Annotated in this window: 18 protein-coding genes and 2 tRNA genes; 8 read left to right on the forward strand and 12 right to left on the reverse strand. The window is 47.0% G+C overall.

Annotation, left to right across the window (positions count from 1 at the left end):
* Positions 1-152: 152 nt before the first annotated feature.
* On the reverse strand, positions 153-2222 hold the full coding sequence (locus tag Q0L39_RS06560; protein ID WP_296627724.1) for a sodium-translocating pyrophosphatase: 2070 nt from the start codon (positions 2220-2222) through the stop codon (positions 153-155).
* A 929-nt stretch (positions 2223-3151) separates the two neighbouring features.
* On the opposite strand from Q0L39_RS06560, the gene Q0L39_RS06565 reads away from it, so the two are divergent.
* Positions 3152-4951, forward strand: coding sequence for a Na/Pi cotransporter family protein (locus Q0L39_RS06565; RefSeq protein WP_296627725.1), 1800 nt, complete (start codon positions 3152-3154; stop codon positions 4949-4951).
* A gap of 70 nt (positions 4952-5021) precedes the next feature.
* Here the strand turns inward: Q0L39_RS06565 and Q0L39_RS06570 are convergent, their stop codons facing one another.
* The 3 genes from Q0L39_RS06570 to trxA form a co-directional block, all read right to left on the reverse strand.
* Positions 5022-5234: an alpha/beta-type small acid-soluble spore protein gene (locus Q0L39_RS06570; RefSeq protein WP_296627727.1), complete on the reverse strand. Its 213-nt coding sequence runs from the start codon at positions 5232-5234 to the stop codon at positions 5022-5024.
* A gap of 112 nt (positions 5235-5346) precedes the next feature.
* Positions 5347-5880, reverse strand: a complete 534-nt coding sequence (locus tag Q0L39_RS06575; protein WP_296627729.1) for a hypothetical protein — start codon at positions 5878-5880, stop codon at positions 5347-5349.
* A gap of 133 nt (positions 5881-6013) precedes the next feature.
* Positions 6014-6325: a thioredoxin gene (gene trxA, locus Q0L39_RS06580; protein WP_296627731.1), complete on the reverse strand. Its 312-nt coding sequence runs from the start codon at positions 6323-6325 to the stop codon at positions 6014-6016.
* A gap of 270 nt (positions 6326-6595) precedes the next feature.
* Here trxA and Q0L39_RS06585 point away from each other — a divergent pair.
* Together Q0L39_RS06585 and Q0L39_RS06590 are read left to right on the forward strand one after the other, a co-directional pair.
* Positions 6596-6669: transfer RNA gene (locus tag Q0L39_RS06585), tRNA-Gln, on the forward strand.
* Between the two features lie 40 nt (positions 6670-6709).
* Positions 6710-6786, forward strand: a tRNA-Pro gene (locus tag Q0L39_RS06590).
* Between the two features lie 553 nt (positions 6787-7339).
* Here Q0L39_RS06590 and Q0L39_RS06595 read toward each other — a convergent pair.
* The 8 genes from Q0L39_RS06595 to Q0L39_RS06630 form a co-directional block, all read right to left on the reverse strand.
* Positions 7340-8080, reverse strand: coding sequence for a hypothetical protein (locus tag Q0L39_RS06595; RefSeq protein WP_296627732.1), 741 nt, complete (start codon positions 8078-8080; stop codon positions 7340-7342).
* Positions 8077-8988, reverse strand: a complete 912-nt coding sequence (locus tag Q0L39_RS06600) for an ATP-binding cassette domain-containing protein (protein WP_296627734.1) — start codon at positions 8986-8988, stop codon at positions 8077-8079. Before Q0L39_RS06600 ends, Q0L39_RS06595 begins: the two co-directional genes overlap by 4 nt.
* Before the next feature lie 267 nt (positions 8989-9255).
* Positions 9256-9891 (reverse strand): spore surface glycoprotein BclB, encoded by a 636-nt coding sequence (locus Q0L39_RS06605; RefSeq protein WP_296627735.1) that lies wholly within the window; start codon positions 9889-9891, stop codon positions 9256-9258.
* An 87-nt stretch (positions 9892-9978) separates the two neighbouring features.
* Entirely contained in the window at positions 9979-10554 is a 576-nt protein-coding gene (locus Q0L39_RS06610; protein ID WP_296627738.1) for a phosphatase PAP2 family protein, read from the reverse strand.
* A gap of 178 nt (positions 10555-10732) precedes the next feature.
* Entirely contained in the window at positions 10733-11191 is a 459-nt protein-coding gene (locus Q0L39_RS06615; RefSeq protein ID WP_296627739.1) for an N-acetyltransferase, read from the reverse strand.
* A gap of 37 nt (positions 11192-11228) precedes the next feature.
* Complete coding sequence (locus tag Q0L39_RS06620) at positions 11229-12119, reverse strand: radical SAM protein (protein WP_296627741.1); 891 nt, start codon at positions 12117-12119, stop codon at positions 11229-11231.
* A gap of 70 nt (positions 12120-12189) precedes the next feature.
* A complete protein-coding gene (locus Q0L39_RS06625; RefSeq protein WP_296627742.1) occupies positions 12190-12780 on the reverse strand; it encodes a TetR/AcrR family transcriptional regulator in 591 nt (196 codons plus the stop codon).
* 24 nt (positions 12781-12804) lie between these two features.
* The gene (locus Q0L39_RS06630) at positions 12805-13803 is read right to left on the reverse strand and encodes an asparaginase (RefSeq protein ID WP_296627744.1); all 999 of its coding nucleotides are present in this window, start codon (positions 13801-13803) and stop codon (positions 12805-12807) included.
* A gap of 358 nt (positions 13804-14161) precedes the next feature.
* Here Q0L39_RS06630 and Q0L39_RS06635 point away from each other — a divergent pair, with 358 nt between their 5' ends.
* The 5 genes from Q0L39_RS06635 to Q0L39_RS06655 all read left to right on the forward strand — a co-directional run bounded on the left by Q0L39_RS06635 (position 14162) and on the right by Q0L39_RS06655 (position 17726).
* Positions 14162-15013 (forward strand): Mrp/NBP35 family ATP-binding protein, encoded by an 852-nt coding sequence (locus tag Q0L39_RS06635; RefSeq protein WP_296627745.1) that lies wholly within the window; start codon positions 14162-14164, stop codon positions 15011-15013.
* Positions 15014-15049: 36 nt separating this feature from the next.
* Positions 15050-15376: a NifB/NifX family molybdenum-iron cluster-binding protein gene (locus tag Q0L39_RS06640; RefSeq protein ID WP_296627747.1), complete on the forward strand. Its 327-nt coding sequence runs from the start codon at positions 15050-15052 to the stop codon at positions 15374-15376.
* Between the two features lie 173 nt (positions 15377-15549).
* Positions 15550-16392, forward strand: a complete 843-nt coding sequence (locus tag Q0L39_RS06645) for a 4Fe-4S dicluster domain-containing protein (protein WP_296627749.1) — start codon at positions 15550-15552, stop codon at positions 16390-16392.
* 17 nt (positions 16393-16409) lie between these two features.
* Complete coding sequence (locus Q0L39_RS06650) at positions 16410-17297, forward strand: 4Fe-4S binding protein (protein WP_296627750.1); 888 nt, start codon at positions 16410-16412, stop codon at positions 17295-17297.
* Between the two features lie 78 nt (positions 17298-17375).
* Positions 17376-17726 carry a helix-turn-helix domain-containing protein gene (locus Q0L39_RS06655; protein ID WP_296627752.1) on the forward strand — a complete coding sequence of 117 codons (351 nt, stop codon included), beginning with the start codon at positions 17376-17378 and terminating at the stop codon, positions 17724-17726.
* Positions 17727-17740 lie beyond the last annotated feature (14 nt).

Here is a 17740-nt window from a genome sequence, read left to right on the forward strand (position 1 = left end):
GTTGCCAAACCATCTCGATTGTAGCACGGAGGTTTTATTTGCCAAGGCTTTTTTATTTACCCCTGGTAGAACCAGGGGTTTTGTTAAGCCTAAAGGCAACAAAAAAAGAACTGCCACAGAATTCTGTGACAGTTCTTTTGATTGTAATGTAATTATCTGATCAGAGAGAAGTTTGCAACAACTGCTGCGAATACGATGGAAACCATCGAGAGCAGTTTGATCAGGATGTTGATAGATGGACCGGAGGTATCCTTGAATGGGTCACCAACGGTATCGCCGACAACAGCAGCCTTGTGGTTGTTGGAACCTTTGCCGCCGTGGTGGCCAGCCTCAATGTATTTCTTAGCGTTATCCCAAGCACCACCGGAGTTGGACATCATAACTGCCAGAACGAAACCGGAAACGGTAGCACCAGCCAGCATACCGGTTACACCAACAACGCCCATGATCAGACCAACAATAACTGGAACAACGATTGCCAGAAGTGCTGGCAGAACCATCTCGTGCAGTGCGGATTTGGTGCACAGGTCAATACAGCTTCTGTAGTCAGGCTCAGCGGTGCCTTCCATCAGACCTGGGATGGATTTGAACTGTCTGCGAACTTCAACAACGATGCTCTGTGCAGCGCGGCCAACGGATTCCATGGTCAGAGCCGCAAATACGAATGGGAGCATAGCACCGATCAGCAGGCCGATCAGTACAGGTGGGTTCATAACGGACAGATTGAAGTTGTAATCAGGAGCAATCAGGTTAACCTGGTCGATGTAGGAAGCAACCAGAGCCAGAGCGGTCAGAGCAGCAGAACCGATTGCGAAACCTTTACCGGTAGCAGCGGTGGTGTTGCCCAGGGAGTCCAGAGCGTCAGTTCTGTTACGAACTTCCTCGCCCAGACCAGCCATCTCAGCGATACCGCCAGCGTTATCAGCAACAGGGCCGTAAGCGTCGGTAGCCAGAGTGATACCCAGAGTGGAGAGCATACCAACTGCCGCCAGAGAGATTCCGTACAGACCCATGTTGAAGCTTTCTGCACCACCGGATACAAAGTAGCTGACGAGAACTGCGATACCAACGATAACAGCTGGGATTGCAGTGGATTTCATACCGAGGCCCAGACCGCCGATGATCAGGGTAGCAGAACCTGTTTCGGAGGTTTCAGCCAGGTGCTGAGTTGGTTTGTAGGAGTCGGAGGTGTAGTACTCGGTGAAGTAACCGATCAGTACGCCTGCCAGCAAACCGGAAATGATAGCAACGAAGAGACCCATGCCAAGGCCGGAAACTTTGATGAGAACGAAGGCAGCAATGATTACCAGAACAGAGCTGATATAGGTGCCCTTTCTCAGAGAGCCAAGCAGTTTTTTCTGATCTGCACCCTCTTCAGTTTTAACGAAGAAGGAACCGATGATGGAAGCAAAGATACCCAGAGCGCACAGAGCCATTGGGATCATCATGCCCTGGAAGCCAAGGCCAGCGGAAACGCCCAGTGCCATGGAGGAGAGTCTTGCACCTGCATAGGATTCATACAGGTCAGCACCCATACCAGCAACGTCACCTACGTTGTCGCCTACGTTGTCAGCGATAACAGCAGGGTTTCTCGGGTCGTCTTCTGGAATGCCAGCTTCAACTTTACCAACCAGGTCAGCACCAACGTCAGCAGCTTTGGTGAAGATACCGCCGCCTACACGGGCAAACAGAGCCATGGTGGAAGCACCCATACCAAAGGTAACCAGAGCGGAAGCGATTGCCTGTGCGTTGTCGCCGTAAACCATCTTCAAGATGTAGAACCAGATGGAGGTGTCCAGCAGGCCCAGACCAACTACGGTAAAGCCCATAACGGAACCTGCGGAGAATGCTACCTTCAGACCTTTGTTCAGGCTGTGGTGAGCTGCGTTAGCGGTTCTTGCGTTAGCAGCAGTAGCAATCTTCATGCCGAAGTAGCCGGACAGAGCGGAGAATACACCGCCTGTTACGAATGCAACCGGAACAAATGCGTTTACCTGACCCATAAATGCCAGGATCGCAAAGATGATAACCAGAACGACAAATACAACTGCTACAGTTTTGTACTGTCTTTTCAGGTATGCATCAGCACCGGTGCGGATTTTCTGGGACAGGGACTTCATCAGGTCGGTACCCTCGTCCTCTTTCATGACTTTCTTTGCCTGGAAAATAGCAAAGAGCAAAGCCAGGACTGCTCCAATCGGAGCCAGGATTGTTAAATCCATGTGTGTTCCATTCCCTTCTTTGTAACATAAATATAACATTTTGTAACATCTCGCACGGATGTTACCTTACCTTCCCATGTTAATATTTAATTCACGAATTGTCAAAATATTTTAGAAATCCGTTTTTGTGCATTTTATCAAATTGATAAAAAAATCACAGCAACCTGCACAACTCCCAGCTGTCCTTCTTCACTTGGATTTTTATAAAACCCTGCGTATTCCGTACATTTTGCAAGGTCATTTTCCGCCACTTGCAAAATGTCATTTTTCCTCATGATAAAGCCATTTTTAAGGCAAATACAGCGGGTGTTTTTGGGAGGATTTGTCCCCTTATATTCCCTCCTTTAGAGGGTTACCTCCCTGCGTGTTCTTTTCTATCTGCTGATTTTATAAATTATTGTTCCTCTTTTGCCATTTTCAGCTCCTCAGGGAATTCTCGTTGGATATTCCCTGTTTTTTATGTATTTTACACAAAAATGCTCGATATTGACGCCATTTTCAGAAATTTACAGATTTATTTTTCGTCAAAATACCCATTCTTTTGCTTTTTATCATCCTTTTGCACAAAATGTACCACCTTCTCTTTTTCTATAACATTTCTTGCGCCATTCAGGATTGTTTGCAGTCGTCCTGCATCTGAACTTCATTTACCTGGAATTTGCCCTGTTTTTTCTCCTTTTACGCCTTTAAAAGCTGTTTTCTGATGAAAAGCACCAATTTTCTCATCCTCTTGCGTCAATAAATTTCTGTTTTATCCTGCGCTTCTCTCTGTACATTACTCTTATCTTGATGTTATAATAATTTATAACACGTATGTCGAACAGTGGTGTTTTTTTGCCCCTTTTGTAAAATGTACGTAAAGAATACATCAAATGTATGTAAAAACAGAGTCGGTGCAGTGCACCAGACCAAGAAAAGGTAGGTAGTTTATGGACAGTGCAGATTATTTTGGCATTATCGTCTCGGTACTGGGAGGACTTGCGTTCTTTCTGTATGGTATGAGCCTCCTGGGAAGCGGCCTGGAAAAAGCTTCGGGCGGACGACTGGAGCGCACCCTGGAAAAGATGAGCAACAACATCTTCAAAGCAGTTCTGTTCGGTGCGCTGGTCACCGCAGCCGTACAAAGTTCCTCCGCAACCACCGTCATTGTAGTTGGCCTTGTCAATGCAAACATCATTAAGCTCAAACAGGCCATCGGTGTCATTATGGGTGCCAACATTGGTACCACCATCACCGCCCATATCCTGAGTTTGATGGATATCCAAAGCGACAACTTCATCATGAATCTGCTCAAGCCCACCTCCTGGGCGCCGCTGGTTTCGATCATCGGTATCATCCTGTACATGGCAGGAAAGAAAGCCTTTCAAAAGGATCTGGGACAGATCTTGCTGGGCTTTGGCATCCTGTTCTTTGGTATGTTCCAGATGAGCGACGCTGTTGCACCGTTGGAGCAGGTCCCTGGGTTTATCGCATTGTTTAAAAACTTCTCCAACCCGATTCTGGGCGTACTGGCTGGTGCTGTCGTCACTGCTATCATCCAAAGCTCCGCTGCCTCGATTGGTATCCTGCAGGCGCTGACTTCCACCGGACAGATCACCTTCTCTTCCGCTATCCCGATCATCCTCGGTCAGAATATCGGAACCTGTATCACTCCAATCATGGCTTCGTTTGGTGCTTCCAAAAACGCCAAGCGTTCTGCCTTTGTTCATCTGAGCTTTAACATCATCGGCACATTGATCTTCCTCTTTGCTGTCTATGCCTTCCAATATACCATCGGCTTTTCCTTCTGGAACAATCCGATCAACAGCAATGACATCGCAAACTTCCACTCCATCTTCAATGTTGCCGTCACCATCATGCTGATCCCCTTTGCCGGCTTGCTTGAAAAACTGTCGATTCACTTTATCCGCGGCGATGAATCCGACGAAAGTGACACCGACATGACCGCTTCGCTGGACGACCGTTTTCTGCGTTCCCCTGGTCTTGCCATCAACCACGCTTCTCAGTGTGTGCTGAAAATGGGACAGCTCGCCTTCAAAAATCTTCAGAGTGTTACCCAGCTGTTTTCCAACCACGATGCAAAACAGATTGAAAAAATCAGAGAGCGTGAAAATCTCATTGATAAGCTGGAGGACCGTGTCAGCATCTATCTGGTGCGCCTGTCAGAAGGCGAACTGACCGAACCGGAAAGCCGTCAGGTATCTCTGCTGCTGCAGATTCAGAGCGAGTTTGAACGTATCGGCGACTATGCCATCAACATTCAGGAATGTGCCGACCACTTGGCGGACAGCGGCAGCCATTTTTCCACCTCCGCCTTTGAGGAGCTGAAAACCCTCAGCGACGCTGTCAGCGAATGTATCGGCAAAGCATTGAGTTCTTTTGAGAAAAACGACGTTGCTGTTGCCAATAGCATTGAGCCTCTTGAGGAGGTTGTGGATATCGTCGAAGAACTGCTCAAGGAGCGCCACATTGAACGCCTGAAGGAAGGTCAGTGCTCGGTGGATGCTGCATTCCCATTTATCGAGTCGCTTTCCAACTATGAGCGAATTGCTGACCACTGTGCAAATGTAGGCATGTATATGATTGCTCATGCCGCTAAAAATCAGAATATCGATCGCCATGAATACCGTCGTATTCTCCATCAGGGTCTGACCGAGTATTATAACGACCTGTATCAGCAGTACAAGGAAACCTATTACGATAAAGTTCTGTGCATCCCACAGTCATAAAAGGAACAAAGGACAAAAAACGGAGGGCAGCTGCCCTCCGTTTTTTTGTCCTTGTTTTTTGGAAATCTGCTTATTTCTTGATGGAGTTCTCGTAAGCCTCGATCATTTTCTTGACCATCTGGCCGCCGACAGAACCTGCTTCACGGGAGGTCAGATGACCGTTGTAGCCTTCGGTCAGGTTAACGCCGACTTCGTTAGCTGCTTCCATCTTGAATCTGTTCATTGCTTCCTGTGCTTCTGGTACGACCAATCTATTGTTGCTGGTTTTGTTGTAGTTTGCCATTTGAAAATACACTCCTTGATTTTTTTGATGATTTTCTTTCGGACGATTCATCCTGTTTTCTAAACCGTCCTTCGCGTTTGCAGTAATAGTATGGCACCGAGTTCATCAATTATCACAGGATATTTCTGGCACTTTCTATTTTTAAATCTTCGCCTAACAACAGCAGTACAGCTGCACACAATAACAGGTCATCGTCCTCCAACTCTACCGGCACTTCCACGGGATAATCTCCGGCCGGCAGTTTCCCGCCGTCCAGCCGCTGCAGATCCTGCTGTAAGGTGATGACCGTCTGCTCCTGCCGGCTGGAAAAGCTCAGGCTGTCAAACCTTCCTCCGCAGCCCAGTACCGGCAGTCCACATCCTGCTGCAAACAGACGGGCCTGCTCGGTGTTTGACACCACCACATACTGCGCATGCAGCAGATGCGCAGGCACGTGCTGTGCAGAAAAGTTTTCTCCCACCACAATCAGACCTCCGCCAACATCTAGCCTGTTTCCCTGCGGCTGTTCAATCAGCAGTACATCGGCTCCCTGCTGCCAGCAAAACCCGTCCTGTCCGCAGTGTCCGCAGCGATATGCTAGCAAGCGACACAGCGCATGGTACAATCTTCGATCCGACTTTTCTCCCAGCAGAATCACTGGTATCATAACGCCACCTCATTTTGATTGATTTCCCGTTTATCTTTCCCCTTTTTCCTTTTAAAAATCCTCGTTCGTGGCGCCTGGTGTCAAAATTATCCAAAATAAAAAACTCCCGACGAGTCGGGAGTTTTTTTAACCCTTACAGGTTGTTGATTGTTTCAATATATTTGTTCTTTGGATAAACACCAATCAGTCTTTCTTTTTCTACACCATCAACAAAGAAGATGACGGTTGGAATGCTCATAACGCGGAATTTGGTAGCCAGAGATTTATTTTCATCGACATTCACCTTGGCAACAACTGCTTTGCCTTCCAGTTCATCGCCCAGCTCGTCGATGACGGGCAGCAGAGACTGACATGGCATGCACCATGGTGCCCAGAAATCTACCATGACTTTGCCTTCGGATACTGTCTTTTCAAAGTTATCGGGATTCAGATGTAATACTGCCATAAATGTGCCTCCTTAAAAACTTCAGAAATGATCGCCTGTTCGGCATTTTTCTTATATACTAATAATACACTAAATTAGTATTATTGCAAGGGGTTTCGCATATATTTTTACAATTTTTTCATCAAATATTCTTCTAACGCCTTATATATAAGACTAAACTTGCCCAGCACAAGAAAAGTTTTATTTTTTTAAAAAAATCCAAAAAAAGGTATTGACTTTTCAAAAGAAACGAGTATAATAATATACGTTGTCAGCGACAGCAATGAATATTGCCCGATTGTGTAAGGGTAGCACGACAGACTCTGACTCTGTTTGTCTGGGTTCAAATCCTAGTCGGGCAGCCAAACAAATCCCAATCTCTAGAGATTGGGATTTGTACTATCTCGGGGTATAGCGCAGTTTGGTAGCGCGCTTGGTTCGGGACCAAGAGGCCGTGGGTTCAAGTCCCGCTACTCCGACCATTCCTCAGTCAAAAGACTGAGGATTTTTTTGTTTATACGGATTTATGCGCACGACTGTTCCTAATCTCGATCGTCTTCCTGAAACAAACCGTTTTCGCCCTGCATCATAAACAGACTCCTGAACAGACACCTTTGTTGAGTAAATAATAAATCATCGAACGGGGCAAAAGCAGCTACGAGAATACCCATTCAAGCATAAACTTGGGAATGTTTGAGTCCGTCGTACCGCTGATATTCCAAAAGCTTACAGATTGATTCCACATCGTTGAATAATCAAGGCCGGACTTCAAAAGCGCTGCCGGTAACTATTCTCGATTTACAAAAAGATCATAAAAGAATTACAGGCCACATGGGATGATTCCATGTGGCCTGTAATTCTTTTATGGATATGTTTTCGATTCGTCAGAATTTCCATCCGGCTTGGCTGTTGTAAAATACCCTGTGCCGTGGAAGGATACACGATCCCAGGACAACACATCCGTCATTGTACTGGGATCTAAATCGAATAAAAATTTTTTGCGTCAAGGGAAATGTGTGCTCATTCTAATTCAAATCACTTGATATTCTGATACTTCAAAAGCCTGAAACCAGCAAAAACAGATAAAACAAGATAACCACACAACACAGCGAAACACGGCAAAAACGATGACAAGTCACTCGATGCTTCATAAACAGACGGCATGTGTGTAGCGATTTTGATAAAATCGAGGTCAACAGGAATTTTCAAAAATCCCAAAATCATTTCCAAGATTTTCGGTACATTCGGAACTACAAGGCCGAAGACAACACCTGTAATTGCGTTTCTGGTGTAAATCGTCATTGTAAGTGCAAAGCTGATGTGCGCCATCGCAAAAAGAATACGTGCTACTATGGAAAGAGCATAGTAACCAGGATAAGCAATCGCACCTAAACCAAATTTGCTGCTTACAATAACTCCTACAATAATGCTGACGATCAGCATTACCAATATATATGCAGCAGATAGCGTCAAAACGATGGAGAGATAGTATTGATTCTTCGCGATACCTCGTCCTATAATATTCTTCATCACACCGGAGCGATAAGTTTCTGCAACCATATTCGCTGTCAGCAGCATGAAGATATAAAGGATGATATCACCGCTCAAAAATGTATTAAACATTCCCTCTATTCCCATAACAGGGCTTAATGCTGATGTCAAAGAAAGAGAAAGTCGGGTCGATATAAACAGGTAAACAAAACTGAAAGCAAGGCATCCGAAAAAGAAAGGATCTTTTTTCAACTGATAAATATGTCCGCGAATTAAATTTTTCATACTGCTTTCCCTCCGGAGAGTTTTTCTACAAAAAATCTCTCAATATCCTCATCATTTGCCCTCAGACCAGACACACGCACTTTGTTTTCTACCAGGAATTGGTTAAGATCCGCCGGATTGATCTTCTCATGCAGCCGCAAGCTATGATCGGAAAGGACCTCACACCGAACATTTGGATAACGAGATGCAATGAGTGTTTTTGCATTTTGCAAATATGCGGGCTCAACCGTAACCTGAATACCGCTGCTGCATGCGTTTTCCAGCGTATCTTTACTGAATTCATCAATTAGATGTCCGCCATCAATGATAGCATAGTCCGTTGCCAGTTTATGTAATTCACTCAAAATATGGCTGGCAATCATGATGGTGGTGCCATGTTCACGATTCAATGTCTCCAGCATTTTACGTATCTCATATACGCCTTCTGGATCAAGTCCGTTGATCGGCTCATCAAGAATAAGGAAATCAGGATTTCCCAGCAATGAGATTGCAATGCCCAAGCGTTGTTTCATTCCCAAAGAGAACTGACCTGCTTTCTTTTTTCCAACATTTTGCAATCCAACCATTTCCAGTATTTTTTGATGATCCTGCTGATGGATCCCGAACAGCAATGAAAAATAGCGCAAATTCTCTAACGCTGTCATGTGTTCATGGATGCCTGGTTTTTCAATCAGCATCCCCATGTTACTCCGCACTGTATCATCATTCGTCTTACCTAACAAGGTATAACTACCTTGACTTTGCTGCGTTAAGCCACAGATAATACGCATAAGCGTGGTTTTTCCAGCTCCGTTTTTACCCACCAAGCCATAAATTGACTTTTGGGGCACATGAATACTCACACGATTCAGAACAGTTTTTGCTCCATAGACTTTCGATAAGTTATCTGTTTGCAAAATGTATTCCATATCATCTCCGCCTTTTCTATATATTTGGACCAGATGCGACAACCTATTATTCCAGTGTAATCGATTGTTCTATTCAATGTATAAAGCGGCGATGAACTTTTGATGAAATTTCTAAATTTGTAAAATATAGCCAAGTAAAATTTCTACATTTGCAAAGCTTTAAAAATTACTACCTCGCATTTCTGTTCAAGTTTATTTCTTACAGTACCTCCTTATCCGTCATTTGATTTGTTTATATAAAAAAGCACCGCGTTTGCGGTGCTTTTTTTAATTGGTCGGATTATCTCCAAGCTGTACAACAGACAGTGAAATATTGCTGAAGAGCAATCCTCCCTGTGACGAAACAATCTGCAGCGTGGTGGGCACACTGGAAATCTGAATAGGTACGCTGAAAGCTACCGATGTATAATCGCCAGGCTGAGTCAAGCTGGTTTGTACCGATGCTCCATCCACCTCCTGCCCATTCTCTGTCAGATAAATCAGACTATATATCGGCGTTTCTGACCCTTGCGGCAACCCCAATGTTCCATGAAACGACACAAGGTATACTCCTGGCTTTTGAACGACAATATCACTGCTTGCTTGGGTGTGTGTCACCGAATCCCCCAAAGACAGAGGGTTATTATAAAAGGTCAATGCCTCTCTTGTCTGTACAGGCTGCGGCGGAGCATCGGTGGTCAAAAACCGTTCCAGATTCTGTGATGCCGATGAACCCTGGGGTATTGTAAAGTTTAACACTGCGTTTTGCGGTGTACCTACATTTACAACGCTGGCCTTTGTACCTGGTTCACCTGTCGTCACTGTTCCCACCGTAATGGTAGCTGCTGTTCCCGCTTCTCCCTGCATGGGACATTGACAAAAACATACCGGAAAACATCCATAGCATGGAGGATAAATATTCATCGTGATGGCGTCTCCTTTCAACTGTTCTCAGGAGATCAAAGTTCTCCCTTAACAGAATATGCGCCATCAGCTTTTCCAGGTTCCGCTCTAATTTTTGCTCAGCTCGCAGACCATCTGCTCCTGTCGGTTTCCCATTCCTCGAAAGACCAGATGGAGTGCCATGCTCAAAGCGATTCCACACATCACATCAATGACCGAGTGCTGTTTCAAAAAGACGGTCGCCATACAGATCAGTACCGTCAATATTCCGCAGGTGCCCACTACCAGACGGCGTCGCTTCCAGATGCGGCTGCGCTGTACCGCCAGGAAGATTGCCACCGTAGTAGACACATGGATGGAAGGACAAACGTTGGTGGAGGTATCCACTGCCCAGATGATGTGTACCAAAGATGCTGCAATGTTATCAGAAGCGATCTGCTCCGGACGCAGATCTACACCGTTGGGAAACAGGGCATACAGCACCAGACACAGCGCCATTCCCGAAAACATAACGCCGCACAGATAAAAATAATTTTCGCGGTCATACAACAGCAAGGTAATCAGCGCCCACGGAATCAGCACAAACCAGGCTCCATAAGGGAAAATGAACCATTCATTAAACGGGATCAGCTCATCCAGCGCGCATCCAATCAGATAGGTCGGCTGCGTAATAAAATGTTCCAACAGAAAAAATCCCGAAAAATAAAACGCAAAAAAGATCAACGCAAAGAGCACCGGATGTGTGCACACCCAGTTTTTGACACGACACATGTTATTCTATACCTTCTTTCCTTGTTGCGGAAATTGATCCCGCTGTATTGAAAACGAATTTTTTCTTTATTTCAACTTCAAAAGCAAAAATTCAAATGTCAATCCAGATTCCCTCATCTCGAATGAGCGCATCCGGCAAAGAGCGATAAAATCGCTGTGCTTCTTCATTGGCTGCAATCAGGCCAACCAGCGTCTCAACTCCCTTCTCCTTCAGTTCCTCGCGCAGTTTTGTCATCAGCAGTTGAGCGATTCCACGATGGCGATAGCTTTTTATCACACAGATCCAGTCCAAATATGCTTTGATACTTCCATCAAAGTGACTTGCGATGATGCTGGAGTCGATTCTTCCCACAACTTTTTCTCCTGCATAGGCCAGCAACGAAATGGAATTGTCAAACATCCCTGACTCAAAACTCTTGGTCACGCTCTGAACATAGCTTTCATCAATCGACCAATTCCAGAAATCCTCCTCTTTTCGTAAATCCTTTTCAAACTGAAGCACATCTGGAATCTTTTCTCTGGTATATCGTACCACTTTTATGTTCTTCATTTTTTTCCTTTTTCCCCAAATATTGTAAATAATCTTCCTATACTCCCTGCAATGAAAAATCAGGGGTATATTCCTCCTTGGCAGAGCTTAACTCCTGTACAAAGCCCTGTTCGATTCCCATGCACTCCATCCAGTCGAGTACACGGTCATACTCCTCCTGTGTGAGCCGGCGATTGATTTCAGAATAGTCCGCACTTTTATAAAATGGAGTGTACTGGCTCATGACACTGACCAGAATATCGTCAAGCGGTAGATGCTCTGCAATCCAGGTGAGGATGTCCATGGTGTCCTCCACACCGTTTGGCATCACCATATGGCGCACAACCACTCCTTTTTGCAGCATCCCTTGCTCATCAAACTGCACCGGTCCCACCTGCGAAAACATCTCCTGCACCGCCTGAGAGGCAACTGCAAAGTAATCCCTTGCATTGGAGTAACGTGCGGAGCGCTCCGGAGAATAATACTTCAAATCCGGCAGATAGATGTCCACATAGCCTTTCAGCTGCCGCAGTGTTTCCACCGTTTCATAGCCGCTGCTGTTATAAACGACCGGAATTTTCAAATCCTTCCGCACCAGTTCCAGCGCCTGTACAATCTGCGGGACATAATGTCCGCCGGTCACCAGGTTAATGTTGTGTGCTCCCTGCTGCTGCAATTCCAGAAAGATTTCTGCCAGCCGCTGAATACTCACCTCTTTGCCAAAATGTCCGGCGCTGAGCTGATAGTTCTGGCAAAAAACACACTTGAGCGCACAGCCCGAGAAAAACACCGTTCCCGAACCGCGCTCTCCACTGATACAAGGCTCCTCCCAGAAGTGCAGCGCTGCACGCGCCAGTTTTACCCTGTCACTGACACCACAATAGCCAGTCTGTTTGCTGCGGTCCACTCCACATTGCCGCGGACACAGCCGACACTCTGTCATTTCCATTAGATACTCCTTCCAAAGCAAAGGGGTGGGCTGCGACGCCCACCCTTGCTTTTTTTCATCAAGTCTGCTGCTAGAGCAGTATTTTCCGAATCGTGTGAAACAAAACCGGTTTCATCTCATCAATGGGCGCCGGCTGGTCATGGAGAATGGAGGTGTAGCTGATAGAACCCACCATCTCCATGATGATAAACATCATGCGATAGGACTCTTCCATCGAATAACGACTGAGATACGGGCTGCAGAAACACTGGTCCAGCATCTGCAGCAGCGTATTGTCCTGTTCCTGCTCCATCTTCTTGAGTACCAATGGCCAGGAAAAATCGCGCCGAATCATTCTCAACACCAGAATATTCTTTCTGAAATACTCGATGACATAATCGGCCACAAACAGGATTCTGTCGATCATATCGGGAAGATTGCGCTGTTCCAGCGCCTCTTTTGCCTCCAGCAAAATGTGATTGCTGACACGGGCAACAACAGCATCCCATATTTCATTTTTATCCTGAAAGTACAGGTAGAAGGTTCCCTTGGCAACGTTGGCACGCCGGACGATCTCGTCGATGCTTGTCTTGGTGGTTCCTTTTTCCAAAAACAATTCGTATGCTGCCTGAACCAGATTGTGCTTCTTTTCTTCCTTTTGTCGCTGTAAACTGGCTCCCATCGCTGCCCCTCCTTCTACATCCAATTACTGAAACAGGATATCGTGATTGATGGTGGTGTAGAACATCGACTTGATCTTCTGCGGCTCCTTGGTCTGCGCCATAATCCACATCAGTTTGGTTACGGTGGATTCCAGCGTCATATCATACGACTCGATCAGTCCATATCGTTCCTTTGCAACATGGCCAACCTCGTATACTGCCATATCGCTGCCCTCATACATAACCTGTGTGGTCATGACAACGATCTTGCCGTCCGCGATCAGCTTGTCCACCTCTTTGAGGAAATCTCGATGTTCTTCGCTTGGAATACCGCCTACACCATAGCTTTCAATGATGACCGCATCGTAGTGTTCTCCAATCCATGGCAGCAGTCCTGGGTCCATGCCTGGAATCAATTTCAGCAGGAAAACTTTTGGATTGAGGTCGATGTAGAACGCCGGATAGGAACACGGACAGCTTTCCTTCACGTAGTGAACGATGCGATTGTCGCGAATGGTCGCCAGTACTGGGAAATTGATGCTGTCAAAGGCATTGAAGCTCTTGGAATGTACCTTTCTGGCACGGGTTCCGGCGATTACCTTGCCATTGAAAACGATGCTGACTCCATGTGCATCATCGCAGGCAGCAAAGCGAAGCGAATCGAGCAGATTGGTTTTTGCATCGGTGATCTCCATCGAAATCGGCTTCTGTGCACCGGTAATAATGATCGGCTTTGGAGAATTCTGGATCAGATAGGACAGTGCCGCAGAGGTATAGGCCATGGTATCGGTGCCGTGACAGATAACAAAACCGTCATAGCGGTCATAGTTTTCCTTGACCGTGCGTGCCATCAGCAGCCAGTGTTCCGGCTGGATGTTGGTCGAATCAATATTCAGAATCTGCACTGCATCAATGGTACAAAATTCTCTGGCCGCCGGCACATAGTCGAGCATCTCCTCGGAGGAAATCTGTGGTGTGAGTCCGTTCTCGGTCGCCTTGGAGGCGATGGTTCCTCCTGTGGCAATCAGAAGAATATGTTTCATGATAAATCCTCTTCCCTTCTTAAAATATATCGTTCCGGTCCAAACAAATCCCTTTGGAAAAGGGAAACAGTTTAGTTTAATTATATGCAATTTTTCCTGCACAGACAAGCCCTAACCGTCAGAAAAAAACGGTCTTCCTTTGTCCAAAGGTCCTGTTTTTTCTCCTCGGTTTCACCCCTGTATTCTCTATTTTTATGCACAAAAAGATTCACAAAGGCTTCAAAAAGTAATGTCCCCCTTGCGAATCGGACGGAAAAGAGTTATAATGAAGGGCGTATAAAGCTTCCCTTTATAGGGAACAATTTCATTTTCATGAAGCATTTTCACGAAAATGCATTTTTATTAGGAGTTGAATTACATGAGTGCATCTTCCGGCTGCTCCGGCAACTGTTCCTCCTGCCAGAGCAAAGGCGCCTGCTCCAAACCGCAGAGCCTGCTCGAACCAGAAAACAGCCTGAGCCATATCAAAAAGGTCATTGGCGTCGTCAGCGGCAAAGGCGGCGTCGGAAAATCCATGGTCACTTCTTCGCTGGCCGTCATGATGCAGCGCAGAGGCTTCCGTACAGCTATTCTGGACGCAGACATCACCGGTCCATCCATTCCAAAGATGTTCGGCATCCACGGCCGTGCACAGGGCAATGAACTGGGCATCGACCCTCGTCTGACCGAAAACGGCACCGAGGTCATGTCTGTAAACCTCCTGCTGGAACACACCGATGATCCGGTTGTCTGGAGAGGTCCTGTCATTGCAGGTACCGTTAAACAATTCTGGAGCGATGTTGTCTGGGGCGAGGTAGACTATATGTTCATCGATATGCCGCCAGGCACCGGCGACGTTCCGCTGACCGTTTTCCAGTCCATTCCGGTCGACGGCATTGTTATCGTTACCTCCCCACAGGATCTGGTTTCGATGATCGTCAAAAAAGCCTATAAAATGGCACAGCTGATGAATATTCCGATCGTCGGCATCGTTGAAAACATGAGCTATCTGGTTTGTCCGGACTGCGGCAAACAGATCAACATCTTTGGTCAGAGCAAACTCGATGAGGTTGCAAAAGAAACTGGCCTGCAGATCCTGGGCAGAATGCCGATCGACCCAAATCTTGCACAGCTGTGCGATGAAGGCAAGATTGAGCAGATGCCGGTAGAATACCTCAGCAGCGCCGTAGACTATCTGACCGCACTGCCAAACCGCAAGTTTGACGAATAAATTGCCTCCTGTATCTTTATCAAAGGAGACGGATGAATGATTATCGCCATTCCTGTTGAACAGAAGGATCCTGATGCCTGCGTTTCCTCTACCTTTGGTCGTTCAGGGTATTTTCTGCTCTTCGATTCTCAGACAAACGACTTTCATTTTCTGGAATCTACCTTTGCCACAGGGCAGAGCGCAGGTATTCGGGCTGCCCAACTGATGATTGACAATCATGTCGGTGTTTTGATTACCAATCGCTGCGGCGAAAATGCCATGCGTTTGCTGTCTGCCGGCAATATTCAGGTCTATCAGACGATTGCCGGATCTGCCCGAGACAATCTGGAGCGCTGTCTCGCCGGTACACTTTCCCGGCTTTAAAAAGCGTACCCCAGGATACAGGGCTAACAAAGCCACCTTATCGGACCTGTCGTTTTTTGTAAAGCGGCAGGTCTTTTTTTCAACGACGAAAAAGACACTTTGCATACAAATGCCCTGACCCGCATCGTGCGGCCAAGACGGGGCTTGGAAACACAAAAAAGGAAATACAAAACATGAAAATAGCAGTATTGAGTGGAAAAGGAGGCACTGGCAAGACCTTTGTCAGTGTAAATCTTGCTTATATTCAAGATCATGCCGCCTATGTTGACTGTGATGTAGAAGTCCCCAATGGCCATCTGTTCCTGCCCATGGATCGGGCAAGTTTTGAACCTGTCGATGTCATGATTCCTTCGGTACAGACCGATCGGTGCAACGGCTGCCGCGCCTGCGTCGATTTCTGTGCGTTTCATGCGTTGGGATATGCCGGCGGCCAGGTGATTGTCTTTGACAATCTCTGCCATAACTGCGGCGGCTGCCGTTTGCTGTGTCCTCAAAAGGCAATTATTGAACATCCTTATAACATAGGTTCGATCCGCACCGGAAATTTTGAACATGTACATGTCGTATCGGGAAGCCTGAACCCTGGTCAGATGCAGGGCAGCGCCATTATCCGTCGGATGATCGCACAAACCCGCCCATTTCCCAATCAGATCCTGGATTGTTCCCCTGGAAATTCCTGCCATGTAGTGCAGGGAATTTTGGAGGCTGACATGTGTATTCTGGTCACCGAACCCACCGTCTTTGGCGCCAACGATATGCGCATCTGTATCGAGCTTCTGAAGCTGTACAACAAACCGTTCGGCATCGTCATCAATAAATCGTTGGATACCCGAAATTACATCAAAACCTTCTGCCGTGAGCAGCATATCAAGGTGCTTGCAGAAATCCCGCTGCAGCCTGAGCTGGCAGTGCTCAACGCAAACGGCCAGCTGGCTGCCAAACAGCCGGAATATCGCCGCATCTTCCAGAAGATGCTCAAAAATGCGCACTCACTGGTTGCTCCGCAGAATCTGTAGGAGAAGGAGGAGAATTTATGAAACAACTTTTGATTCTCAGCGGCAAGGGCGGCACTGGAAAAACCACCATTGCCTCCTCCTTCATCTCTCTGCTGAAACAAGGAGAAACTCCCGCCTGCTTTGCGGACTGCGATGTCGATGTTCCCAACCTCCACCTGATCTTCTCCGATGGAGAAACCTGTCTTTCGCAAAGCACCTGTTTTAATCGCCGTGCTGTGATCGACCAGAGCTTCTGCACCCACTGCGGCGTCTGTGAGGAGCACTGCCGCAGCGGCGCGATGAAAAACGGCGTCGTCAATCCCTACCTCTGCGAAGGATGCGGCGTGTGCGAGCTGGTCTGTCCGGTCAACCGCGACGGGCACAAGGCTGTCCAGCTGGCGGAGATCAACACCGGAGACTATACCGTCTCGGACACCGATTTTGGCATTTTCTCCACGGCACAGCTGAAATCAGGCGCCGGAGCTACCGGCAAGACGATCAATGCCGTCAAGCAGAACCTCGCCTCCTTCTGTGGCGAGTCGCAGGTGGCTGTCATCGACGGCTCCCCTGGCATTGGATGCCCCATCATTTCATCGATAGCCGGTGTAGACCTTGTACTGCTGGTGGTAGAGCCGTCGTTGTCCAGCATGAGTGACCTGGAGCGCATCCTGAAAACCGTGCGTCAGCTCAAGGTTCCTGCTGTGGCATGCATCAATCGCGCCGACATTTCGCCGGAGCTGTCCCAACAGATACAGCTCTATTGTCAGGAGCATGAACTTCCCATTTTGGAGGAAATTCCTTTCGACCCGCTGGTCATCCGTGCGGTCAATCACAGCCGTCCTGTGGTCGATTACGACAATTCTCCTGCCGCACAGCATATCCGAAGCTTATTTGAAAAGACGCTGCAACATCTCCAGCAGCTTTAAAAAAGAAGGACACCTTTTAGAACTGCACCCCATTTGTTAGACAGTATGATATACTGAATAACAAATGGGGTGTTTACTATGCCGAAAGGAATATCAAACAAACGCTATACACCAGAATTCAAGAAGCAGGTGGTAGAGGCGGTCATACAAGGCGGATTAAGTTATCGGGAAGCCGCCAGAATTTACGAAGTTCAAGGACATGGCCGCATACAAAGTTGGGAACGGATTTATTTGGAAGAAGGGCCGGAAGGCCTTGCGTTAGAGCGCAGAGGACGCGGCAGTACAGGCAGGCCCAGGCAGCTGCCGAAAGAGGCAGAAGAAGATCTGCTGGCAGAGGTTCAGAGACTGCGCGCGGAGAATGCTTATTTAAAAAACTTGCAAGCCTTGGTTTTGGAAGAGGAGCGACGCCAGCGCAAAAAGCGCAGGTAGTTCAAAAACTGAGG

Source organism: uncultured Negativibacillus sp. (assembly GCF_944388365.1).
Lineage (GTDB): Bacteria > Bacillota > Clostridia > Oscillospirales > Ruminococcaceae > Negativibacillus.